Raw genomic sequence first — 23951 nt, 5'->3', positions numbered from 1 at the left:
CCTAGAAATCCGGGTCCCAATCGACCCGCATCACGCCCTGCTGCAGGTCCACTTCGCGCACGACCTGCTCCCAGAGGTAGGGGATCAGGCGTTCGCGATCACCGTCGACGACGATCACGTCGTTGGCGCCGGTCTCGAACAACCGCTGGATTCGGCCCAGCTCGACCCCGTCGAGGGTCTGCACCCGCAGGCCGACCAGATCGGCCCAGTAGAATTCGCCCGGTTCGGTGGCCGGTGGCAGCTGATCACGCCGGATCCTGATCTCGAGTCCGGCGAGGCCCTCGGCCATGTCGCGATCGTTGCAGCCGGTCAGCTTCGCGACCACCGACTTGCCCTGCATGCGCCCGTCCTGGACCTTCCATTCCTCGTGCCTCCCCCCTCGCACGAGGTACCACGGGGAATACTGCACGATGTTCGCGCGGGGGCTGGTCTCCGACAGGACTTTCACCCAACCCTTGATACCATGCGCCCCGGTAATGCGACCGAGGGTGACGAAACGCTGCTCGTCACCCTCGGCTCTGATCCCTTGCTCTCCGTCACCGGACCCGCTCACCGGGGCTCCCCCCGGGTCGCGCACGGCGCGACGGCGGGCGAATCAGCTCTGTACCGTCTGGCGGTAGCTTTCGACAAGCTTGCGCGCACGATCGCTCAACTGCGCACCGACCGACACCCAATGGTCGACGCGGCCGAGATCGATGCGCAGGCCCTCTTCACCTTCCACTGCGATCGGGTTGTAGAAACCCAGGCGCTCGATATAGCGGCCGCCACGTGCGCGGCGCGAGTCAGCGGCGACGAGATGGTAGTAGGGACGCTTCTTCGCACCCGATCTGGAAAGTCGAATCGATACCATTTTCTGTTAGCCTTAAATTCAGTCTTCGATTGGCCCGGAGCCAACCGGCCCGAGAGAAACCGGGTATTCTACGCAAAATTCGGGCTTTGTGAAGTAGCGAACGGCCTCATGACCGGCAACAGTCAGGATACCAGCGAGCCTGCGGACCATCGCGACGACCGTCCGTTGCGCCATGACGGACCCGCGCACAGCGCACCCTATCCTGTCAGCCGGCTGGCGCCGCGTTTCGATCTGGTCGATCTGGCCCGCGAGATCGAAACCGCCGATCAGATGATCAACGCTCGCCTGGGTGGGCAAATGGCGGTGATCGCCGAGCAGGTCAAGGCGCTACAGGCCCAGGCGCGCGCCATCCTGGCTCAGGCCCGCTCGGACCAGCAGCTGAACCGCGCGCGTTGCGCCTTCCGGCGGATTCCCGGCCGCGTCTACCACCTGTATCAGGCGGAAGACGGCGGCCTGGTGTTCTCGATGCTGTCGCCGGACGACTGGCGCGGCCAACCGCCGCAGCGCTTCATCGGTTCCTACCGTCTGCAAACCGACATGAGTTGGACAGCCGCAGACACCCCGGCCGAGGCCGAAAGCGGTGTCGATCAGCTCGCCCGGCTGCTCGGGGCAGCGACCGGCGATCGCGGCGACACCGGCTGAACCACCACAGCCGCCTTACTCGTTGCCGGTCGCGGCAAACACCAGGTGTAGCTCGATACGTCGATTGCGCCGATGCGCGGCGGAGCTGTCGCCCGGGTCCCGCAGCTGGGTATCCGCGAGTCCCACCGCCGACAACCGGTCTTCCGGCAGGCCGCGCTCGACCAGAAACTTCAACATACTGACCGCACGGGCCGACGACAGCTCCCAGTTGCTCGCGAACCGCCGGTTGCTGCGCAGCGGGCGGCTGTCGCTGTGGCCCTCGATGCGCAGCCGCCAGGGTGACTCCGGCGGCAGTTGCGAGACCAGCCCGCGCAGCGTATCGACCAGATGCGCCAGGCGCTCCTGGCCTTCCGCACCCAGTTCGCCGGTACCGAACACGAATACCGGGTCATTGGCGACGATCAGACGGTCCGGCAATACCTCGTAAAGCGACGACACCGGCAGCTGACGGCGCAGGGCACGGAAGAACTCGCGCTGCTGGTGCTCGAACTGCTCCGGACCTCGCGCACGCTGGGCGCGCAGCTCGGCCTCGAGGCGTTCGATCTGGCGGGTCTGTTCGGCATTGCGCTGTTCCGCCTGGATCAACGCCTCGTTCAGGCGCTGCACGCTTTCCTGGATCGACTCGGTATGCCGGCGCATCGCGTCGAGCTGCGCGTTGCTCTGCTCGATCAGGATCTCACAGGGATCGACGGCATGCGCCGGCCCGGCCAGCAGGCCGATCACCCCCAGGAGTATTGAAAACCGGCCGGACAGCGCCGCACCGGTAGCCTCAGAACGGCAGGCCGCCACCGGGAAATCCACCGGGCATCTTGCCCTTCATGCCACGCATCATTTTCGACAAACCGCCTCCCTTCATTTTCTTCATCACCTTCTGCATCTGCGCAAACTGCTTGAGCAGCTTGTTCACATCCTGTACCTGGGTACCCGACCCGGCGGCAATGCGTTTCTTGCGCGATCCCTTTATGACGGCCGGAAAGGCGCGCTCTTGAGGCGTCATCGAGTTGACGATCGCGATCAGGCGCTTGATCTCCTTGTCACCGACCTGGGCCTTGACCGCATCCGGCACTTGGCCCATCCCGGGCAGCTTGTCCAGGAGGCCTGCCATGCCGCCCATGTTCGACATCTGTTCCATCTGCTCCTTGAAGTCGCCAAGGTCGAAGCCCTCGCCCTTGTGGATCTTCTTGGCGAGCTTCGCGGCCTTCTCCTGGTCGACCTTGGCGGTGACCTCCTCGACCAGCGACAACACGTCGCCCATACCGAGGATGCGCGACGCGACACGCTCCGGATGAAACGGTTCCAGGGCGGTGGTTTTTTCGCCGACGCCGAGGAACTTGATCGGCTTGCCGGTGATCTGCCGGATCGACAGCGCGGCGCCGCCACGGGCGTCGCCGTCGGTCTTGGTCAAAACGACACCGGTGAGCGGCAATGCCTCGTTGAACGCGCGCGCCGTGTTGGCCGCATCCTGGCCGGTCATCGCGTCGACCACGAACAGGGTCTCGACCGGATCGAGCTCCTCGTGCAGCGCGCGGATCTCCTCCATCATCTCGCCATCGACGTGCAGGCGCCCGGCGGTATCCACGATCAGCACATCGAAATAGCCCCGCCGCGCCGCCGAGAGTGCGTTGCGCGCGATCACGAGCGGCTTTTGGTCCGGTGACGACGGCAGAAACTCGGCCTCGACCTCGGCGGCCAGCGTCTCCAGCTGATCAATCGCTGCCGGACGGTAGACGTCGGCGCTGACCACCATGACCTTCTTGCGTTCACGTTCGCGCAGCAGGCGGGCCAGCTTGGCGACACTGGTCGTCTTCCCCGAGCCCTGCAGGCCCGCCATCAGGATGACCGCGGGCGGCTGTGCCGCTAGGTTCAGTCGCTCGTTGGCCTCGCCCATGACGCGGACCAACTCATCGTTGACGATCTTGATCAGGACCTGGCCGGGGGTCAGGCTACGCAGCACCTCTTCGCCGAGCGCCTGCACGCGCACCTGCTCGACAAAATCCTTGACCACGGGCAGCGCGACATCCGCCTCGAGCAGCGCCATGCGCACCTCGCGCAGCGTCTCGCGGATATTCTCTTCGCTGATCCGACCCTGGCCGCGAACTTTTTGCAATACGCCGCCGAGGCGGTCGGAGAGGCTGGCAAACATGATCTTCGCCTACTTGAAGATGACGGAATGGTGTCCCTGGGTTCGCTCATTATACGGATGCAGGCGTTTCGGCGTTATGCCATCATGAGCGTTCCGATGAACGAATCCCTGTTCGCATACTCGTCTGCAGCGCTGTATTTCGCCAGCGGCCTGAGCACCGGTCTGCGCCTGTTCGCCACCGCGGACGGTCCACGACCGCCGCGCAGCCTGGGTCTGTTGCTGGGTTTCGCCGGCCTGCTGCTGCACGGTCTGTTGCTCTACCACGAGTTGTTCACCGCACACGGCCTGAACCTCAGTTTCTTCAACGCGGTGTCGCTGGCTGCCTGGACGGTTGCCGCGCTGTTGCTGGTGTCGTCACTCAGCAAACCGGTCGAAAATCTCGGCATTTTGGCGCTGCCGCTGGCCGCGATCACGGTGCTGCTCGATCTGCGATTCCCCGGCAGCCATCTGCTCGGCGAACACGCGGGCATCGAACTGAGGCTGCACGTGCTGACCTCGATGCTGGCCTACAGCCTGCTGACGCTGGCCAGCGCGCAGGCCATCCTGCTCGCGATCCAGGACACCCATCTCCGGCACCACCACCCGGGTGGCTTCATCCGTGCGCTGCCACCGCTGCAGACCATGGAATCGCTGCTGTTCGAGATGATCACGCTCGGGTTCGTGCTGCTCAGCATCGCGCTGGCGACCGGTTTTCTGTATCTGGAGGACATGTTTGCCCAGCACCTGGTGCACAAGACGGTGCTGTCGATCGTTGCCTGGATGACGTTCGCGACCCTGCTGTGGGGCCGCTATCGCTTCGGATGGCGGGGACGCAAGGCTATCCGCTGGACGCTGGTCGGATTTGCGGTGTTGATGCTCGCCTACTTCGGCAGCAAGGCGGTGATCGAACTGATCCTGCGGCGCTAACCGCGCACGGCGTGGTAGGCGCTGGTAGCGCGGCGACCCTGGTTGCTGCGTCCCAATTCGGCGGCAATCCGGTCGCGCGCCTCTACGCTTCGCGCCATCAGCCGCTTGTCCAGATCGAGGATTTCACGCACCCGTGAGGCGACAAACTCATCCGCCGGCGCGTGCGTCGCGAATGCCTTTTCGAGCAACATGCGGCGCTCGGGCTCGAGCGCAATCACCGCATCCCAGTCACCCGCATCGCCAAGCGTGGCCATCCGCCGGCTCATGTCGAGCGCGTCGTCCAGCAGGCGATGCCGTGAGAGGTTCATCGCTCAACCCGCCTGCTGGTCCGTGGCGAACTTTCCGCCACCGTTGCCGCGAACGCTTTCCGGCATCGCATCCCAGGCACCCTTGATCTCGAGCATCAGGTCGATGACCTCACTGAGTGCCGCGGCATCGTTCTGCGCAGAGGCATCGATCAGACGGCGCGTCATGTAGGCGTACAGGTCGTCCAGATTGACCGCGATCTCGCCCCCCGTCTCCATGTCGAGGCTGCTGCGCAGACCATTGACGATGGACATCGCCCACGAGATCTGGCGGCTCTTGCCGGCAAGGTCGTTCCGCTCGATGCAGCCCTTGGCGGTCGCCACCTTGTCCAGCACGCCTTCCATCAACATCTGCACCAGGCGATGCGGGTTGGCATAGGCGACTTCGGACTCGGCGGCAACCTTGCCGTACTGAGCGATTCCAGAACGTTTCTTGCCGTAGCTCATTGCTGTTGTCCAGTGAGAATCTCGGGTACCCAGACTAGCGGCGATCGGAGAAAAAAATGAAGGGAGTTTGAATCCCCAGGTCGTCCGATTGAGTCACATCAAGTGAAGAAATTCTGCAGCAGGAAGGTGCTGGTCGACTGCAGTCCGCCGATGAGGCTGTCGAGCGAAGCGTACTGCGCGCGCAACGCGGCCTCTTTGCGTTCGAGTCGGAACTCGAGCGACGATTCTTCGTTGCCGAGGCGGCGCACCCGGGCGTTCAGCCCATCGACGCGACTGTCGATCGGACTGTCGGTACCGAGGTAGTAATCCGCCATCGCGTCGAAACGGAATGCGAACCCCTGGTCGTCGTTGGCAAACAACTGGGCGACCGCGGAAAAATCGTTGTCCAGCGCATCCGCAAAATCATCGCTGTCGATCTCCAGCCGACCACTCTGCGCATTGGTGCGGATACCCACCTGCGACAGCGCCGAGAATTCCCCGCTCAATCCAACCGGGGCGGTGTTCAACACCCCACGCAGCGCGCGTGCGATACCCGGCAGCAGCGAATCTCCGGCGAGTTCGTCGCCGCGCAGATCGTTGATCGTATCCAGCAACGCGTTGTAGGCCTCGACGAACGACTTTGCCGATTCCTCGATCGCCTCGTTGTCACGCTCGAGCGCCAGCGTGCTCGAACCGATGCCCTTGAGCTCCAGCGTCAGGCCATCGATGGCATCGCTGACCCGGTTGCTGGATGCGGTGAGGTCGAAACCGTCAACCCGGTACGCGGCGTCGAGTTGTGCCAGATCGCCGATCGGATCACCCAGTTCGTCGCGGTTGGTGGTCGCAAAACCGAGTGCCGTCTCGATCGCCGAACTGCTGTAAGACAGCTGGACCCGCCCGTCGTAGCCGGACTCATCGGCCGTCACGATCAACCGCTGATTGCCGTTGCCGGTGTTCAGGATGGTCGCCGTCACGCCCGGATTGTCGGCCGCCGAGTTGATGGCGTCGCGCAAGCTGGTCAATGTACGTGCACTCGACAGGTCGATCGTCGAGGAGCCGGTGCCGACGGTGAGCGTCAGCGAATCGCCGGCGCCACCGCCGACGGTCGCCGTCTCGTTGAGTTCGTTGGAACCCTGCTTGTGGTTCTGCGCGAGGCGGAGAACGTCGATGCTGTAGATGCCTGCGGCCGCATCGCCGTCGGCACTCGCCGTCAACGCCTCCTCGTTCGAAGAGGTCACCGCGAACTTGCGAAATGCATCCAGCGAGCCGAGTTCCTGCATCTTGTCCTGGAAAGACGAGATCGCGCTCTTCAGATTGCCGAACGACGAGATACTCGTCTGCGTGGCATTCGTCTTCTGCTGCAATGCGACCAGCGGCCGACGCTCCAGCGACATCAGCTGCGAGACGATGTTTTCGATGTCGAGTCCAGACCCGACGCCCGCTGCGGTAATCGCCATTTCGGTTTCTCCCGCCCGAGCAGCGTCTTATGACGGCACGCGCTCAGGCCGAATCGCGGAATATCACACCGGCCGCTTCCTGAAGACGTTCGCGCAGGCGCATCACCTCTTCACTCGGAATCTGCCGCACCACTTCGTCGGTCTCGCGGTCCACCACCTTGATCACGGTGTCTCCGCTCTCGTTGTCGACGGTAAAGTGCAATTCACGATGCAATTCACGTACCAGGTGATTCAGCTCCTGAACGACATTCTCCAGGGGCTGCGGCTGTTCCTTTTCGGCCTGGGTTTCGACCGGCTGGCGCACGGCATTCTTCGCCACGTCAGCCTCTGTCGGCCGCCGCAGCGCAGTGGGACTGTTCTGCGCTGTCGCTGGCAGCACCGCCTTGATCGTCCCGGAATCTTCGATCATGTCTCTACCCTCATGCGGGCAGCGGCGGTCGGGGTTCGTGGGGTGATTCCAAACAGGGCGACGGCGTTTCGTACCGTGGGCACCGTTGTCGCCGTGGCAGATTCACCATCCTACGCACCTTCGTTACCGACCGCCTCTGACTCCCGTGTGAACCGGACCATGAGCCCGGATCACACGGCCCTCAGGTCACCGGACCTTAACGCAGCAGCGACAGGACGTTCTGCGGCAGCGCATTGGCCTGGGCCAGCATCGCCGCACCCGCCTGCTGCAGGATCTGCGAACGGGTCAGGTTGGCCGTCTCTGCCGCGAAGTCGGCATCACGCACTCGCGACCGGGCGGCCTGCAGGTTCTCAGAGACGTTCGCCAGGTTGCGCACCGTCGACTCGAGGCTACTCTGCAGGGCACCGAGGTCGGCACGACCCGAGCTGACCGTATTCAGCTGGGTATCCAGCGAGGTGATCGCTGCGCTCGCATCCGAGGTCAGGTCGAGGCTGGAGAGCGCAGTGTTGACGGCACTCATGTCTTCCAGGGTCACGGTCGAGGTCTCGCCGGCCTTGTGCCCGGTCTGGATCGAGACCGATGCGGTGCTGCCGTCGAGCAGGTTGACGTTGTTGAACGACGTACGGCTGACGATGTTGCTGATCGAGGTACGCAGCTGGGTGAATTCAGCGTTCAGCGAGGCCTTGTCGGACGCGTTGACGGTACCGGTCGAGGCCTGAACGGCCAGCTCGCGCATACGCTGCAACGAGTTCGAGATCTCGTCCATCGCGCCGTCGGCAGTCTGCACCAGCGAGATGCCGTCGTTGGCGTTACGCTGCGCCTGGTTGAGACCCCGGATCTGCGCGGTCAGGCGCTCGGAGATCGCCAGGCCGGCGGCGTCGTCTTTCGCATGGTTGATACGCAGACCGGACGACAGACGCTCCAACGAGGTCTGCATGCTCGACTGCGAGTTCATCAGCGCGCGCTGCGAGTTGATGGAGAAGATATTGGTGTTGATGACCTGTGCCATTTTGAAAGCTCCTCGCGGACGCTTCACCGCATCGCAATGCGTGAACCGACCGCTGATTGTGAGCGGATATGCTGGGGCCAATCCCCGCATTTACCGCTTTCAAGCAATGTGGCGGCCCTGTATCAGGATTCTTTAATACTTTCGATCCCCAATTCGGCAAAGACTTGCCGCCTGATTGCCACCCATTGCCGCCATGCGCGGCAGTAGATCGACCGGGTGCCGGTGGTTTTGAGCTGAACTTCCGGGATTTCCCGACTGGCACACATCGTGCTGACTGTTACGCGAGGACTTTTTGCCGGCAGGCCGCGTGCCACGCGATCGTGCTGCCGTTAATCGTGCAATTGCTCGCAGAGGAGTACATCGACATGGGTATCACTAACGCTGCGCAGTGGGCGGAAGAGGAATACATGGAAATCAACACGCGCTATGGCAGACAGATCGTCGCCAAATCCAGCCTGCTGAGCTTTCCGCAGGGGTTGCCTGGATTCGACGAGCTGCGGGAGTTCAAGCTGTTTCACGAAGAAGGCACCTCGACGGTGTTCTACCTGCAGTCGACGGAGGATCCCGACGTTCGCCTGCCCGTGGTCACCCCCGGGTCCTGCAACATCAATTACCGGATCGAACTGGACGACAGCGAGGAGCAGCTGCTGCGGGCCGGTCCGGACGACGACATGATCGTGGTGTTGACGTTGTCCGACAACCAGGACAATCCACAGTCCGGCATCACTGCCAACCTGATGGCGCCGATCATCATCAACGCCTCAAGCCGCATCGGCATGCAGAAGAGCCTGCATCAGATCCAGGGCGGCGTGGTCATCGACGCGCGCTGATCGGCAAGCCATTGCCGGCCGCCGCCGGCAATCGCTTGCCAGGCCGGCCAAGTGCCCGCCGCCAGCCTCTGCCTGCACAGCCCGCAGTGACAACACTGCGGGCTTTTTCGCTTGTATTTGATGTATTTTGGAGGCTCGTTGACGCTTTTTCGCGAGTTGGCATTGGTTTTGCTGAGATTCGATCAGCGCTCTGACGGCAGACACCTGCGAGTACGGCGCAGACCGAGTGACAAAGGCAAGAGGAAAGCAACATGCCACAGGTAATCAATACGAACATGATGTCGCTGAACTCGCAGCGCCATCTGAACGGTTCTCAGCTCAGCATGATGACATCCGTAGAACGCCTGTCATCGGGACTGCGGATCAATCGCGCCAAGGACGACGCCGCCGGAATGGCGATCACGGAGCGCATCACTGCGCAGATCCGGGGTCTCAGCCAGGCGCAGCGTAACGCCAACGACGGTATCTCGATGATGCAGACCGCCGAAGGCGCGATGGACGAGATCGCGAACGCCCTGCAGCGTATGCGCGAACTTGCGGTGCAGGCCGCCAACGGCACCGTCAACGCCAGTGACAAGGCGTCGCTGAACGCCGAGTACCAGGCGCTCGCCAACGAGATCTCGCGTACCACCCGCGCGACGAGCTTCAACGAGGTGTACGTGCTCAACGGCGCCGCCGACGTGACCCTGCAGGTGGGCTACAAGGACACCACCGACGACCAGATCGATATCTCGTTCGTGGATCTGTCGACCGACCTGACCGCGGTGCAGGTCGCCGCGACGCCGACCCATCCGTCGGCGATCGACACGGAGTCCGGCGCGCTCGCGGCACTGGCACTGATCGACGCCGACATCAACACGATCTCATCCAGCCGTGCCGACCTCGGTGCGGTGCAGAACCGCCTGGAATCCACCATACGCAACATCGCCAATGTGGTCGAAAATCAGAGCGCTGCACGTTCGCGCATCCGTGACGCCGACTTCGCCGCCGAGACGGCGAACCTGACGCGTACGCAGATCCTGCAACAGGCCGGCACCGCGATGCTGGCCCAGGCCAACGCGATCCCGCAGAACGTATTGCAGTTGCTCGGCTGAGGTCGTCAGACCCATCCTCGGCGTCGCGCCAGGCACCGGAGAGTCACGGGACATCAGGTCCCGTGGCGAACGGCTCGGCGCCTTGGCCGCCGGCGCGGCAGTCGCTATGCTGGCGCCATGACAACACCCCCTGGCGCAAACAGCGCCTGGTGCGATTGAAGCAACCCACAGATGAGCGAGATCGCACAGGAGAATCTGCGCATCCTGACCGAGCGCTGGCCGGACCTGGCCAGGCGGGTGACCGCAGCGGTGGCACCCGAGCCCCTGCAATGGTCGGAAGACGGACCACAGCGAGCCCTCGAGGTCGCGGGACATCGCCTGTGGAGCGCTTACGATGCGGACGCCGAGGCCCGCCTGCAGGCAACGCTGATCCCTATGGAGTCTGCCCAGGCCTGGATATATGGCATCGGCGGTGGCGATCTCATCCGTGCCGTCCTCCAGCGGCCCGCAATCCGAAGGCTGGGCGTCGTCGTGCTGAACCCTGGCCTCGTACATCTGCTGATGCACCTGCTGGATCATCGCGACTGGTTGAACGACCCCCGTGTCGAACTCGTCGACGGTGAGCAGCAGCAACAGCCGGGGACGCCGTTTGCCGCCGTCCCTCCCTGCCTCACGCTGGGGACACCGGCCACCGCCGGGTTGCGCGACCGGCTGCGCCAGGAGATCGAACGACCGTTTCAATGGCAGATGATCGACCGTCGGGAACCGCGGCGCCGCGCGCAGATTGCACAGAATCTGCCGTTCATCGAGAGCGACGGGGATGTCGCCGAACTTTTCGGCAGCGCACCGGCCGCCACCGTGTTTCTGGCCGTCGCCGGACCGACCCTGGCGACGACGATGCGCGAGCTCCTTCGGCACCGCGACGACGGCATCCTGATCGCGGTCGACGGCGCTTTGCGACCCCTGCTGGATCTGGGCATGGTCCCGAACATCGTGGTCAGCGTCGACGACAACCGCAGTACCGTGATGCCGTATTTCGCCGGTGACCTGTCCGCGTGCGCCGTCAGCTCCCTGGTGTACGCGCCGGTCGTGCACCGGGACGTGCTCCGCCTGTGGCCGGGCAGGCGTCTCGCCACCTATACCTGGGAGCCCCTCTATGACGAGCTGCGCAGCGCACATCCGCGGGCCGAGTTGTTCGTCGCCGGCTCCGTCACACACCGCGCGGTGGACCTGGCGGTGAAGATGGGTGCCGCACGCATCCACTTGTTCGGTGCTGACTTCGGATTTCCGCACGGCCTGATACACGCCAACCGCGACGCACCGGTCGACAGCTACGCCAACGCCGCAAAGGCCGGCGTCGCGGCGCTGAACGGCCGGGGAGAACCGATTCCGACGATGGCGAATTTCAACGGCTACCGTGTCAGTCTCGAGAACTATATCGCGCGGTGCCCCCAGGTCGACTTTGTCAACATGTCCCGCGACGGGGCACGCATCGCCGGTGCACGTTATCTCGACGGTGACGCTTCATGATGCTTGCCACGCTGCGGGCCCTGGCGAACAGCTTCTACGAGACGGTCACCGGTTTGCGCTGCGGTCAGGTTGGCCGGGCGAATATCTACTTCAACGAACTGCTCACCCTGGTGCAGCAGCACGTGCAGGCGTTGCCCGCGCCGGCCCAGAAGGCCGCCGTTCCGGTCATTCAGCAGATGCTCAACGCACGACAACGCGATGACGCGATCGCCCTCGCCGACGTCATCGAGCACCAGCTCCCTGTACTCCTGGACGGTGGCGAGATCGGTGCCGAGTTGCTCTCCATCGCAGCCACGGACCGACTGCGCGCCATCGATACGCTGATCGCGGACCAGGCGGGCGTCGAGCAGATCAGGCAGCGCGCCCTGTCGGCGCCCGAGGGCGATCCTGCCATCGCCGTGGTGGCCGTGTGCGCAGCCATGGCGCTGTATCACGCCGGTCGATACAGCGACGCCGGAGTGCTGCTCCGCCTGGCAGGCGACCTTGGCCACCGCAGCCCAGCCGCGGCCTACTACCTCGCCCTGGTCGATGCCCGCGCGGGCCGGATAGATCCTGCCTGCGAGACCATGAGCGACGCCTATCGCGGTGCGCCAAGCCTGCGCGACGGGTTCCTGCAGATCGCGTGGTTGGCCGCTCCGACCGCCAGCTGGGCGGATGCCCTGGCAATCGCCCGGCGTGATCAGGCGGAGCGACGATTGTCGCTGCAGCAACATACGAACCTCGCCCGCCTGTATGCCCTCGCTGGAGACCTCACGCAGGCAGTGGCCCTGGTGGAACAGGCCTACCGGCAGGACACCACGCTACGCGACGGCTTCATTGCCCTGGCCGGGATACGCGCTGACGCGGGGGCACTGACCGAGGCGCTCGAATTCGCGCAAAAGGATCACGACCTGGACCGTGCCACACCTCGCGGCATGATCCAGCATGCCCAGCTGCTCGGCCGAATCGGGCAGTTCGAGCGTGCCGCCGGATTGATCGACGACGCCTACAGTCGCGATCCATACCAGCGCGACGGCTTCGCACAGCTCGGCTGGATCAGAGTCGAGGCGGGACACTATGGCGACGCGTGGCAAATCGCGTCACGCGACGAGGCGCAGCACCGGCTGACTCCCGCGTGGACAATCCACCTCGCCGAGTTGTGCATGCGGCTGAACGACGAGGACCGCGCGGTCAAGTTGGTCGCTACCGCGTACCACGAGGATCCATTGCAGCGTGACGGTTATGCCCGCCTGGGTTGGATCAAGGCGCAACAGCGCCAGTGGAACGAGGCTGACACGCTGATGCAGCGAGACCTTGAAACGGGACGTATGAACACCGTCTGGTTGAGCAGGTGTGCTGTCGTCAAGGTGTATCTCGGCGACCTTGAGCGCGCATTGCAGCTTGTTGAGCGCGTTTACGCACTCGACGAGCACGCGCACGATCAATTCGGCGCCATCGGCTGGCACGCCTACCTGACGAGCGGCGACACCGGGATCCTGCACCGGCTGCTACAGCGTGATCGGGAAATCGATCGATTCTCCTCTGTCGGTCGGTTGCACCAGGCAGTCCGCGACGTGCTTGCCGGCCTCCCGTTTCAAGACCACGCACACGATGTGGAGGCACTGGTGCTCGCTGACGCCGGTCGGCGCAACTGGCTGACGCTGCTGGGCTGGGCTCATCACGTCGCCGGCGATGACGGTCGCGCCATCGACCTCATGGCCCGCGATCGCGCGCTGGATCGCATGGATACAGCGTGGCTGCCCACCTATGCGATGCTGCTCGCGCGCTACGGCCGTACCAAAGAGGCCGTGGACTTGCTCGGTGCCATACCGCTCGTTTCGGGCACTTCTTACCCGATTGGTTTCTGGACGCAGCCGGAGGCATTGCTCGACGGCAATGCATTGCGGCGTCGCGTACTTGACGAGTCCACACACGCATGATGCAGGCCGGCGTACGGCTCGGGCATGGCCACAGGTTCGGCCTCTGCAGCGCCAATTCGTGTCGCGCCCTGTCCGCCAATTCTGGGTATGCCAAGGGCGTCGAGCGTGCCACCCTCACCCTGCTCCATGCCATCGATACCAAACATCCGCGACCCTTCAGGTACTGTCCATGAAGTTCGAGCAACTCGCACCACAAGTCTCCACACTTCAATATTCGTCCAACGAGCAGATCCACGAGATCTTTGAATTCGTCATGACCCATCGTCCGAGCCGGATACTTGAACTCGGCACCGCGTACGGCAAGGCGACCGTCACCATGGCGGCGGCATTGCAGGAGCTGGGAGCCGGCTCCGTCGATACCGTAGATCTCAAGGCGGCCAACGAGCGCTTCTACGCCGACTCCTGCAGCCGCCACCTGGAAGCCCTGGGGCTCAGCGAATTCGCCGAGATCCACCTGGAGAATCACAGCTACAACTGGTTCCTGAAAAAACGACTGGAACAGCAACTCGACGGAGATCGCATCGAACCGCTGTACGACTTCGTGTTCATCGATGGTTCGCACAACTTCACCGTCGATGGCCTGGCGTTCTTTCTCTGCACGAGACTGATGAAGCCCAACGCCTGGGTGTTGTTCGACGACCTGCGTTACAACTACCACACGATGAATGAACGCTCCGGCATCAGTAACCAGTTCTCTCTCGACACCTACGATCCGAGATCACGGGTCGTACGCGCGCCGATGGGGGATGACGAGTTGAAGGCATGCCACGTTGGCTTGATCTATGAACTTCTGGTCAAGACTTCCCCTGAGTTCCACAATTTCCGTTACAGCTGTGACGGCAACTGGGGATACGCGCAGAAACGCGCCGATTGATTCGTCACTGCCGGTCGGTCGATCAGGCCGACGGACGGTCGTGCGGCAGGATCTCCCGCATATGTTCGTAACGTGCCTCTACGGCCAGGTGCTTTTCGGCGGGCGCGATCGAGCCGAGGAACGCAAAGTCCGGTTCCAGATCCCGCAGCCGGCACGCGAGCGACTTCAGCTCTGATGGCACATGGCCGGTGTCACAGACACCGTTCAACCGCTGCGCGGCCAATTGTCGCTGTCGGGCGGCGATCACCGTGGGATCCTCGGTACGATCGATGACGCGCCGGATCAGCGCTTCGGTTGACTGCCAATCACCGAGTTCGACGGCCGCATGCGCCCTGGTCAGGTCTGCCCAGACACCGTCGAACGGCTCCAGGACGCCGGACACCTCGACCGACCTACCCGTATCAATCAAGTAATTCGCGTACACCAATGCCAATGGAAGAAAACCCCGGTTGACAGCGTGTGCGGCCGCGAAGGCCTCGGCACTCCATGGGCCGCCATTCCGGTCGAGCAACGACTCGATGCGGTCAAAGCCCGAGACATGATCTCGCCAATAGCGAAGCTGGAACTCCTGCTCGATGTAGGCGAACCAGCGAGGAGCGATCTCACAAAACCTGTGCCGATCGGATACAGAAACATCGTCGACCGCGCGATCCGCGAAATCCTCGCCCAGTTCGCGCATGACCGCGCCCGCTTCGTCGAATACGCGTGACCTTTCGCCGGCACCACGCAGCAGCCGCTCCAGCATGAAGCAGCGATCCGTGTCGTCTGGCATGTGCAACGCCCAGAACCCCTTGCACAGACCGGATTTCTCCAAAACCCCCAGATAGTCATGCAGGGTCAGTGGCGAATGGTGCCGGGCGCTCGGCGCATAGCTGAACCGCGGCCGCATACCGTGGCGCATCATGCGGAGTCCAAACTCGGTATCCTCGTTGCGATTGTAGGGGAAGCGCTCGTCGAACAATGGCCTGTCGCGCAGGAAGACCGTCTTCATCGACAGGTTCGCCGAGATGACCCCGCTCCTGAACAATTCCCCCTCGGCGCGCCGGGCCATCCATGCATGCGATCCATACTCCTCGAGGTAATCGAGGATCACCGTACGCGGCATGTCGGGGTCGAAGATCACTCGCCCGGAGACTGCGTAGCCGGGCTCGGGATGACGCTGATGCAGGGCCTTGTGGTAACGAATCGCATGTCTGTCGAGCAGGATATCGTCGTCGATGATCAGCACGACCTCACCCCTGGCCATGCGCATGCCGCGGTTGCGTGCCGCCGGCGCACCGCGTGCTGGCGCGTTACGGAGCACGGTCAGCGCAAACGGGTAGCCCGCCGAATCGATCGACCCGCCCAGCGGCGGGTCGGAACCATCGTCGACGACGATGACCTCTTCGGGATGCTCGCTGCCCTCCTGGATACATGCAAGGGCCTTCAGCAGCACCTGCGGCCGGTTCCGGGTGGGGATCACCACGCTCAGCGTCGGCATCGCACTCATCCCCAATTGCTCAACACCTCGTCGAAGTCGACACGCTCGAACACGTCCAGGTCGGTCTCTCGACTCGCGTTGTAGATCTTTCGCCCGTGTCGCTCGTAGTGCAGCTTCGCCGACTCGAATGCCGTCTTCTGGTGATCGAGCTGAGGAATGGTCCAGATCTCACCCGGCTTGCGATAGTCGGGGTGAAAGTGATTGCGCTCGCCTTCAGACACCAGTGCGGTGTTGTAGCTGTGGTCGACCGACTGGCTCGGCAGTACGAAGCGGAAATCCATTCCGATCAGGTAAACCGTCTTCAACCCGAGGTGAAACGCGAGTTGAAGGTTGTTGAAGGTCACCGTGTGGCCGGCATAGACCACGCGGCGTGCATCGAACGAGAACTTGCGCTTGACCTTCGCATCGTTCGTCGCACCGGTCTGGTCGACCCAATAGATGGCGCCGGGCATTGGCTCGACGATCTCGGCCAACCGGTGCGAGAAATATTTCTTGCCCGGAAGCGCACGCAGTTCATCGACGACGTTCGCGGTCACGATGGGATCGATCGCGGTGAGCAGCGTCGGTCGAAACCCGGTCTCACCATAGGCGAGATAGAGCTTGTTCGAGCCGATGGATGGCAGCCCCTTGATCCGCTCGAGATCCTCGATCTGCAGGCTCGGCCCGTTGCCGATAACGAACCCGGCCTGGCCGGCGTAGGCGTTGTGCAACGCATTCCATTCACGCAGGCTCCTGTTCAACAGTACGCCACGATCATAGAGCCAACGCGTCACAGGTCGGTTCAGGTCCATCAGGTAGGGCGGCCGGGCGTCTGTGCTCATCGCTTCTCCATCGATCACCGGTTATCGCTCGGCTCCGCGATCCCGTCGCTGCCGGATTCGAGCACGCACACCGCCACCATCGTTGACTGCAGACCATCGATGATCGATTCGATCATCGGAAAGAACCGCACCTCGTACGCGGGGTCTTTCACCAGTCCATCGATCAGCGGTTTCGCGCCCTTTGTGTCGTCGTTGAGATAATAGTCATCGAACACCACCAGCCCACCCGGACGCACCATACGATGCGCACAGGCCCAATCACTGGCAATCGTCTCCAGGCTGTGTCCCCCGTCCAGGTAGACGAAATCGAACTGCCCGCGGTTGGCATCGGCAAAACCGGGCAGCGTCTCGTGCGTCGTGCCGGCGATCAGTTCCACAGTGCAGCCGCGCAATGCAGCGACCGGCGCGAGCCTGCGCCGAACCGCCGCCTCGCTGTGCGGCTCACAGGCGCCCATGCCCTCGCTGACAAAGGTGCTCTCCGAGATGTCCTCGAACAGGTCGAACCCGACATAACGCTTTAACTGCGCGCCTTCGGCGAGGAACCGCACGGCCCTGTCCCCGCGCCACACACCGATCTCCGCCAGGGTGCGCGGGCGATGTTCGCTGAACAGGACCAGCAGATGGTCGTAACGACTCGGGATCGTCGATTCTTTGGCAAACTGCTCGACGAGCCATTCGACGGCCGGCCCGGTCTCGCCCGGTCCGCCGTCGAACACCGACCGGATCGCGTCGTGTGCGTCCCCCGCTTCACCGCAGCGTGCCAGGGTCTGCGCAAACCGCAGGCGCCAGGCATGGCTCATGCGGCCAGCCTTATGGTCCCTGGCCATGATCTCGCACGCATCGGACCACAGCCCGCGCCCCGCCTCGATCCAGCCAAGCCGCGCAAACCCGTCGCGTACGTCGGCATCTTCCCGGTAGGCCAGTTCGATCAACTCCGCCGCCGAACCGAACGCACCCAGCTGCCCATGGATCTGTGCCAGATTGACCCTGCCCGCCGGGGTGAGTCGTGCCAGCACGCGGTCACGCTCGACCAGTTCGAATGCCGCTGACCAGTCTTTGGTTTCCGCCTTGAGCCACCCGAGGCGCGCGAAGCCGTCTCTCGCATCGGTGCTACGTGCGTAAGCCTCTTCCACCAGTTGTGCCGCCTCGCGGTCATTGCCGACACGCGCGTGCAGCACAGCCAGATTGATCAGCCAGTCGGTGGATATCCGTGCGGCGTAGTAGTCGCGACGCACCAGTGCGAGCGCTCCCTGCCAATCCGCGGCCTCGCTGCGAACCGAACCAAGCCGTGCATAGCCATCGGTCAGCCCCGCATCGCGCCGGTAGGCCGCTTCCACCAGCCCTGCCGCCATTTCGAGGTCGCCGATCCGGCCGTGCAGGATCGCCAGGTTGATCTGCCAGCCCGGAGATATCCGATCCAACTCCTGGTCACGACGGACGATTTCCAGCGCACCTGCCCAGTCGCGGGCCTCGGTCCGAATCCAACCGACCCTGGCATGGCAGTCGCGCAACTGCGGGCTACGGGCGTAGGCCTCGTCGACGCGCGAAACGGCCTCGTCCCATCGGCCCAGTCGCGCAAGGCATACCGCGTAATAGAACTGCTGACTGGCGCTCAGGCGGTCCAGATGTTGGTCGCGATCGAACCACGTCACGGCATTCGCCCAGTCTCTCTTCGCGAAGAACCGTTGCGCGATGCGTGCATAGCCATCCACCAGCCCGGCGTGCGACCCGTAGGCGGCTTCGACGAGTTGCTGCGCACGATCGAATGCCTGCGCGCGAGCGTGGATCCCCGCGAGGCCCAACTGGCCATTCGCACTGAGCCGTCGTTGCTGCTGATCGCGACTACCCATGTGCAGTGCGCCCGCGATATCGCCGTCATCGACCCGTGACCAGGCCAGTCGCAGGAAGCCATCGCGCGCTGCGGCGTCCGATGCGTACAGATCGACGACCAGAGATTCCGCGCGTGCCATGTCGCCCCGCCGTGCAAAGGCCACGGCCGCATCCAGTACGAAGGCCGCCGGACGATCGCGCATCACCTGCGCATCCTCGTCAAACGCCTGATCGAGATGCGACAGCGCGCTTTGCCAGTCCCCGTTGGCCGCGAGTTTCTCGGCGGCGGCAACGTGGGCAGCCGCAGAACCGGCGACACCGGTCTGGCCCCGATCACTACCTTCCCCCTGGTGGGTCACTCCGCCTCCCGTCAACTGTCGCTCCGCAACACCGTTTGCCCGAACGCCGTATACGACACCAGGTACAGTGCGCGCTCAGGCATTCAGCGTCTCGACCAGCTCGCGATGCTGCTGCAGCCAGTCGACCAGCGCCCGGATACCGTCCTCCACCGGGACTGCGGGCCGCCAACCGAGGTCGGCCATTACACGACGGTTGTCGCTGATGAACACTTTCTGGTCGCCCGGCCGCCAGTCCCTGAAGGTGATATCCATCGTCCTGCCCATCGCCCGCTCGAGCAGCGGGCCGAACTCGCGCCAGATCGAAAGGCTGTTCTCAGCGCCGCCACCTATGTTGTAGGCCTTGCCGCCGGCAACCGCGAGATGCTCGATTGCCAGGTCATATGCGTCCATCAGGTCATCGACATGCAGCAGGTCTCGCACCTGCTTGCCATCACCGTACACATTGAGCCTGCCGTCGAGCAGACCCTTGATGGCGAACCAGGCGACCCAGCCCTGGTCTTCGACGCCGAATTGGCGGGGCCCATAGATGCACGACTGCCGGAACACCACGGTGTTGAGCCCATAGATTCGGTGATAATCCTGGAAATACATGTCAGCACCACCCTTCGAGCAACCGTAGGGGCTGTGGAAGGACAACGCCTCGGACTCATCGATACCGCTTCGGCCGTCGGCATACACGTAGCGCGTCTCCTCCTCGCGCAATGCCGCCGATTCCAGGTCACCATAAACCTTGTTGGTCGACGAAAAGATCAGTGCCGCGTCAGGTGCCAGGCGGCGCGCCGCCTCGAGCACCACCAGACTCCCGCGCAGATTGGTCTCGAAATCCAGCACCGGGTCCTGCACCGAGATCGTGACCGCGGTCTGGGCGGCAAGATGATAGACAACGTCCGCCCCGGCGATCGCCGCGTCGACGGCACCCTGGTCGGTCACGTCTGCCTGGACGAAATCCAGTTCGCCGCCGGCCTGCGTGCGCAGCCAGGCGAGGTTGAGCGGTGCACTGGGTCGGGACAGGTCGTCCAGTACGGTCACCGATTCGCCCCGATCGAGACAGCGTTTGGCCACATTCGAGCCGATGAAGCCCGCCCCGCCGGTGATAAGCACTTTCTTTGTCATCTAATCCTCATCTTCGCCCGCTATCCGCCGGTTCACAACAATTCGCGCAATATCCCGCCGAGCCTCACACCACAATGCTGCAGCGATCCGATCTCACGAAGCCGCTGCCGATCCGCAGCGGCAATCCCGCCCGAGGCTATGGCGGTCAACAGAGTCGCGCGCATCGCGTGCGTATCGCCGGGTTGTGCGTAGTGGAAGGCGTCCCCGCCGAACTCGCGCAGGACCGGCAGGTCGCTGCACGCCACAGGCGTGCCGCAGTATCCCGCCTCCAGCGGCGGGATCCCAAACCCTTCGAAGCGGGTCGGAAAATAGAGTACCGCCGACGATTTGATCAGCGCGAACTTCTCCAGACCGATGGCCGGACCGCGAACATTCAGCTGAACGCCGAATTCAGCAAGCCTCGATGTCCACTCTGCCTGCTGCTGCGGATCCATGCTGCCCATGCCCAGGCATACCAATACCTCGAAACCCGCAAATCGCTCGTCCAGCAGCGGATCCAGGGCACCGTACCCCTTGTGCCCGTCGATGCGCGTCAGCATCAGGATGCGCCGTTCCCTGGCCGTGGGTTCCGGTACCGCATCGGCGAGATCCGAGTTGATCGCCGTATAGCAATGGCGAAACCGACAGTTCGGGGTGACGTTCTTGTAGTAGTCGCGTGCCCAATGGTCTCCCTCGGCCGAGATCGACAGAACCATGTCCGCATACGCCGAAACCAGTCGCCATCCGTCCCACAACGCCTCGCGCCTGGGTTGCGGACTCAGTGCATTGAACCAGTTCGGACTCTCGAAGTTCAGCAGTACGATCTTGGCCCCGCACTCCAGCGCATGGCGTAGAAACTCGCCGTGGTGATCGAAATGCCCCTGCCCCGGTACGACTATCGCAACGTCGACGTCACGATCACAAAGAGGAGAAAAGTTGTCCAGCGCGGCGGTTAGGATCGGCAGTTCATCGCCGAATTCATCGGCCATCTCAGGCAGAACGTTGGTCACGAAATCGGTGTCTATCCCTGCATTCAGCAACGCATTCGCCAATGTCAACACCAGAAGCCGCCCACCCGAGTATCCCTTCTCCGGCATCGCACCGATAAACCGCACGCGCACCGATTCAGCCCCCCTCGATCTTGCGTCCACTGATAATCGCGACGGCGCTTGCCGCGGGGCAGCCTTGGGCATACCGGGCGTGGCATGTTTCGGGCGCAACCCGCCGCCAGCCTGTATCGAAGGCCTCGAACACCGTCACTTCGGCATCCATGCCGCCCATGCGCAAGACCTCCATCCCCTGCTGCAGCGCATCGTGATCGAACACCTGCTGCCCGATCTTGCCGGTGACCGGATGAACGAGCACCTCTCGGAAGCCGTACAGGGTACTGACCAGCAGTTCCCCACCCTGAGCTGTGAGCGCCGCGAGCTGGCGCAGCGAATCGAGCAGCGTGTCCACCTGCGGCACCTCGTATCGTGCCGGCTCACAGGGGCCGTACTGCGAATTGTCATACCCGATATGCTCAATCGTGGACAGGCAGGTTACGCGCTGGAACTGACGACCGTCGGGAAAGGCACTGGCCAGACTGGCGACGTGCAACTCGACCGGCAGGGTCGTCACCTTGAGTCGTTCCCGCGCGGGGTTACACAGATGCAGATTCCGCACCCGCAGCGGAAGCAGCGAAGAAACGAGCTTGTTGTTCAAAACGCATCCGACATCCAGCAGTGCGTCCGTCGCTTCCCGCTTCAGCAGCCAATCTGCGAAAACCAGGTACTCGAGGACCCTGTCATCGAAGAACCGTGCGCGCAGGTCAGACAAAGCGGTCGCAAGGTCCACTCCCTGGCGCAGCAGCTCGATCCGTGACTGGATCAACGGGTCACGCACCGCGTAATAGTCATCGGTCAGCCGCGCGGCCAGCAAGGTGCCATCCGGCAACGAAGCCTGTGCCGGGTACATCGGCCGACTCGGCCCGCATCGGTCGAACTCGGGCAATTTATCGCTGTGCATGATGTGTTTTACCTACCTGACCGGCACCGTTTCATCGGCGTCAAAAAGGCGATCAAAGTCCACCTTCGGCAGGACGTCGAGTTTTGAACGGCGCGACGCATTGAACAATACGTCACGTCCCTCGCGATCGCGCATGAAGGACGCCTGGCGCTCGAAGAATGCCCGCTGCACGTCCAGCCTGGGGGCCGTCCAGCGTTCTCCGGGCGCACGGTAATCCGGGTGAAAATGATTGCGTTCCCCCGACGAGACGAGTATCCGTTCACCGCCGTTGTTGACCTCGCCCGTCTCGGGTGCGAGCACGAAGTCGAAATCCACTCCGACCAGGTAGATCTCGCTGCAGCCCATATAGTACGCAAACTGGACCATCGACGAGATCACCGTAGCGCCTACATCGAGGCCGTGTCGCACATCGCGGCGACTGCCGCCGCGGATGTCGAAGTACGTGAAACCAGTACGTCCCAGCAGGGGACGCAACAGATCGACGGCATACTTGTCCAGGGTCAGATCGACGATGGCCTGACGATTGCTCTCGGCGACCACCCGGTCGACGACGAAATAATACGTCGGTCGCCAGCGCGTGTCCGCAAACGCGAGATACACCTTGTTCGCGGCAAAGGTTATCTCGCCCTGCAGCCGATCGAGATCGGCGATCGTAAGACTCGGCCCATTGCCGATCACAAAGCAGCGACGACCGCTGTGTACGCCCTCGAGGCGTTTGAGCCTTGCGTCATTCGCGGTGACTGGATACCCGGCATCGGCCAGGGCGGCCTTCAGTATGACCCAGGGGCGACGCACGATACGCCGGACGCGTCGATAGGGTTTGAATCTCATCAAACCGTACACTAGTCCTCAGACTCCGTATCGACGACGGCTGCCCCGAATTCAGCGGCAATCTGCGGTTTGAGTACGCTGCGCAAGAGCGTCAGCGTAAAGCGCAGTTCTTCGACGCGGCGCCCCTCGATGACGGATGCAAGATTGAAGGCCGCATCGGCATACCCCCGGATGCACGCAACGGCACGTTGCAGCAGATGCTTTGCATCTTCGCCGCGGCCGGCCCGTGCCTCGATCACTGCGAGGTTGTTCAATGCCGGAGCAAGGTCGGGATCCCGCTCCAGACTCGCCCTGAAACGCTCACCGGCACGCACCATGTCACCGCGATGACAAGCGATAACGCCTTGAAGAAAGGCGATCCTTGCATCCGCATAACCCTGGTGCTCGATTTCGTCGAGCAACGACTCGGCCAATGGATATTCCGTGCGCCTCGCGAACACGCGCGCCAGCGCGACCGAGTGATCGGGTTCTCGCGGATAGGCGTCGGCAATGGCTCGCCGAATCTGTTCCGCATCGAATCGGCGCAACACCGAAGTCTCGTTCACCCGCTGCGTGATGGTGTCGCGGCTGATGTTGCCGGCGTGGATCCGGTACTTGACGAGCACCGCATTGGTCGCCAACACCGACGCATGTGCGGCCATTCGCAACCAGAGCGCATACTCTTCGTTGTGCGAGAGTGACGCGTCGAAGCCGCCGAGATCGAGAAACGCCTGCCGACGCACCATCGCGGCAGACGTCGATCCAATGCGGTTGCGCACCAGCAGGCGCCCGAGGAATTCCCTGCTGCCGAAGACGTCTGCCTCGACGACATCACCGATCGTGCGACCCCGTTCATCGATGTACGCCATTGCACAGAATGTCATCGCGGCGTCTGGATTGCTGCCGAGCTGACCCGCCTGCCGCATGAGCCGGTCGGGCATCGCAACATCGTCTGCGTCCAGAAACGCCACCAACGGCGAGAGGCAGCATTCGACGCCGGCGTTGCGCGCCGCTGCCGCGCCGTGCGGGCGGTCGAAGCGGATCATGCGGACCCGGTCGCGGAAGCGACCGGCCACCGCCGCCGTTTCGTCGGTCGAACCGTCGTCCACCACCCACACCTCGGCTGCCTGGTGTGTCTGCGCGAGGACGCTTTCGATCGCGTCCGCCAGATGCGCAGCGGCATTGTGTGCAGGAATGACAACTGCCACCGGCTCCATG

The 23951-nt window shown here is 63.3% G+C and carries 24 protein-coding genes; 7 read left to right on the top strand and 17 right to left on the bottom strand.

The genetic code is table 11. The annotated features are described in order from the left end of the window. Position 1: 1 nt before the first annotated feature. On the bottom strand, positions 2-523 hold the full coding sequence (gene rimM / locus H6955_09660; GenBank protein ID MCP5313813.1) for a ribosome maturation factor RimM: 522 nt from the start codon (positions 521-523) through the stop codon (positions 2-4). A gap of 72 nt (positions 524-595) precedes the next feature. After that, the gene (gene rpsP / locus H6955_09655) at positions 596-850 is read right to left on the bottom strand and encodes a 30S ribosomal protein S16 (GenBank protein MCP5313812.1); all 255 of its coding nucleotides are present in this window, start codon (positions 848-850) and stop codon (positions 596-598) included. 108 nt (positions 851-958) lie between these two features. On the opposite strand from rpsP, the gene H6955_09650 reads away from it, so the two are divergent. Beyond that, entirely contained in the window at positions 959-1492 is a 534-nt protein-coding gene (locus H6955_09650; protein MCP5313811.1) for a DUF2452 domain-containing protein, read from the top strand. 15 nt (positions 1493-1507) lie between these two features. On the opposite strand, the gene H6955_09645 is transcribed toward H6955_09650, so the two are convergent. Continuing rightward, the gene (locus H6955_09645; GenBank protein MCP5313810.1) at positions 1508-2281 is read right to left on the bottom strand and encodes an OmpA family protein; all 774 of its coding nucleotides are present in this window, start codon (positions 2279-2281) and stop codon (positions 1508-1510) included. Beyond that, positions 2262-3635: a signal recognition particle protein gene (gene ffh / locus H6955_09640; GenBank protein ID MCP5313809.1), complete on the bottom strand. Its 1374-nt coding sequence runs from the start codon at positions 3633-3635 to the stop codon at positions 2262-2264. Before ffh ends, H6955_09645 begins: the two co-directional genes overlap by 20 nt. Positions 3636-3731: 96 nt before the next feature. On the opposite strand from ffh, the gene ccsA reads away from it, so the two are divergent. Further along, the gene (ccsA, locus tag H6955_09635) at positions 3732-4541 is read left to right on the top strand and encodes a cytochrome c biogenesis protein CcsA (protein MCP5313808.1); all 810 of its coding nucleotides are present in this window, start codon (positions 3732-3734) and stop codon (positions 4539-4541) included. Here the strand turns inward: ccsA and H6955_09630 are convergent. From H6955_09630 to H6955_09610, 5 genes are all read right to left on the bottom strand, one after another. Further along, positions 4538-4849: a flagellar protein FliT gene (locus H6955_09630; GenBank protein MCP5313807.1), complete on the bottom strand. Its 312-nt coding sequence runs from the start codon at positions 4847-4849 to the stop codon at positions 4538-4540. The genes ccsA and H6955_09630 overlap by 4 nt on opposite strands. 3 nt (positions 4850-4852) lie before the next feature. Further along, on the bottom strand, positions 4853-5293 hold the full coding sequence (gene fliS, locus H6955_09625; protein MCP5313806.1) for a flagellar export chaperone FliS: 441 nt from the start codon (positions 5291-5293) through the stop codon (positions 4853-4855). 98 nt (positions 5294-5391) lie between these two features. After that, entirely contained in the window at positions 5392-6729 is a 1338-nt protein-coding gene (fliD, locus tag H6955_09620; GenBank protein ID MCP5313805.1) for a flagellar filament capping protein FliD, read from the bottom strand. A gap of 43 nt (positions 6730-6772) precedes the next feature. Beyond that, positions 6773-7138 (bottom strand): flagellar protein FlaG, encoded by a 366-nt coding sequence (locus tag H6955_09615; protein ID MCP5313804.1) that lies wholly within the window; start codon positions 7136-7138, stop codon positions 6773-6775. Positions 7139-7334: 196 nt separating this feature from the next. Beyond that, positions 7335-8147 carry a flagellin FliC gene (locus H6955_09610; protein MCP5313803.1) on the bottom strand — a complete coding sequence of 271 codons (813 nt, stop codon included), beginning with the start codon at positions 8145-8147 and terminating at the stop codon, positions 7335-7337. A gap of 365 nt (positions 8148-8512) precedes the next feature. Here H6955_09610 and fliW point away from each other — a divergent pair, with 365 nt between their 5' ends. From fliW to H6955_09585, 5 genes are all read left to right on the top strand, one after another. After that, complete coding sequence (gene fliW, locus H6955_09605) at positions 8513-8977, top strand: flagellar assembly protein FliW (protein MCP5313802.1); 465 nt, start codon at positions 8513-8515, stop codon at positions 8975-8977. Between the two features lie 251 nt (positions 8978-9228). Further along, entirely contained in the window at positions 9229-10071 is an 843-nt protein-coding gene (locus tag H6955_09600) for a flagellin FliC (GenBank protein MCP5313801.1), read from the top strand. A 171-nt stretch (positions 10072-10242) separates the two neighbouring features. Further along, complete coding sequence (locus H6955_09595) at positions 10243-11541, top strand: motility associated factor glycosyltransferase family protein (GenBank protein MCP5313800.1); 1299 nt, start codon at positions 10243-10245, stop codon at positions 11539-11541. Continuing rightward, complete coding sequence (locus H6955_09590) at positions 11538-13460, top strand: hypothetical protein (GenBank protein ID MCP5313799.1); 1923 nt, start codon at positions 11538-11540, stop codon at positions 13458-13460. The genes H6955_09595 and H6955_09590 overlap by 4 nt, the downstream gene beginning before the upstream one ends. A gap of 169 nt (positions 13461-13629) precedes the next feature. Continuing rightward, positions 13630-14334, top strand: coding sequence for a class I SAM-dependent methyltransferase (locus H6955_09585; protein ID MCP5313798.1), 705 nt, complete (start codon positions 13630-13632; stop codon positions 14332-14334). Between the two features lie 22 nt (positions 14335-14356). Here the strand turns inward: H6955_09585 and H6955_09580 are convergent, their stop codons facing one another. From H6955_09580 to H6955_09545, 8 genes are read right to left on the bottom strand one after another with little or no spacing between them, the layout of a single operon-like run. Further along, entirely contained in the window at positions 14357-15823 is a 1467-nt protein-coding gene (locus tag H6955_09580) for a glycosyltransferase family 2 protein (protein ID MCP5313797.1), read from the bottom strand. Further along, positions 15820-16635 carry a DUF115 domain-containing protein gene (locus H6955_09575; protein MCP5313796.1) on the bottom strand — a complete coding sequence of 272 codons (816 nt, stop codon included), beginning with the start codon at positions 16633-16635 and terminating at the stop codon, positions 15820-15822. The genes H6955_09580 and H6955_09575 overlap by 4 nt, the downstream gene beginning before the upstream one ends. Before the next feature lie 14 nt (positions 16636-16649). Further along, positions 16650-18839: a class I SAM-dependent methyltransferase gene (locus H6955_09570; protein MCP5313795.1), complete on the bottom strand. Its 2190-nt coding sequence runs from the start codon at positions 18837-18839 to the stop codon at positions 16650-16652. 60 nt (positions 18840-18899) lie between these two features. After that, a complete protein-coding gene (locus H6955_09565; protein ID MCP5313794.1) occupies positions 18900-19937 on the bottom strand; it encodes an SDR family NAD(P)-dependent oxidoreductase in 1038 nt (345 codons plus the stop codon). A gap of 32 nt (positions 19938-19969) precedes the next feature. After that, positions 19970-21037: a glycosyltransferase gene (locus H6955_09560; GenBank protein ID MCP5313793.1), complete on the bottom strand. Its 1068-nt coding sequence runs from the start codon at positions 21035-21037 to the stop codon at positions 19970-19972. Between the two features lie 4 nt (positions 21038-21041). Further along, positions 21042-21923: a hypothetical protein gene (locus H6955_09555; protein ID MCP5313792.1), complete on the bottom strand. Its 882-nt coding sequence runs from the start codon at positions 21921-21923 to the stop codon at positions 21042-21044. A 12-nt stretch (positions 21924-21935) separates the two neighbouring features. Further along, positions 21936-22754: a DUF115 domain-containing protein gene (locus tag H6955_09550; protein ID MCP5313791.1), complete on the bottom strand. Its 819-nt coding sequence runs from the start codon at positions 22752-22754 to the stop codon at positions 21936-21938. An 11-nt stretch (positions 22755-22765) separates the two neighbouring features. Then, positions 22766-23950: a glycosyltransferase gene (locus H6955_09545; GenBank protein ID MCP5313790.1), complete on the bottom strand. Its 1185-nt coding sequence runs from the start codon at positions 23948-23950 to the stop codon at positions 22766-22768. Position 23951: the final 1 nt, after the last annotated feature.

Source organism: Chromatiaceae bacterium, from assembly GCA_024235395.1.
Taxonomy (GTDB): Bacteria; Pseudomonadota; Gammaproteobacteria; order Chromatiales; family Chromatiaceae; genus Thiosocius.
Note: the sequence above shows the minus strand (reverse complement) of the source record. Positions and strands in the feature narration are given on the sequence as shown.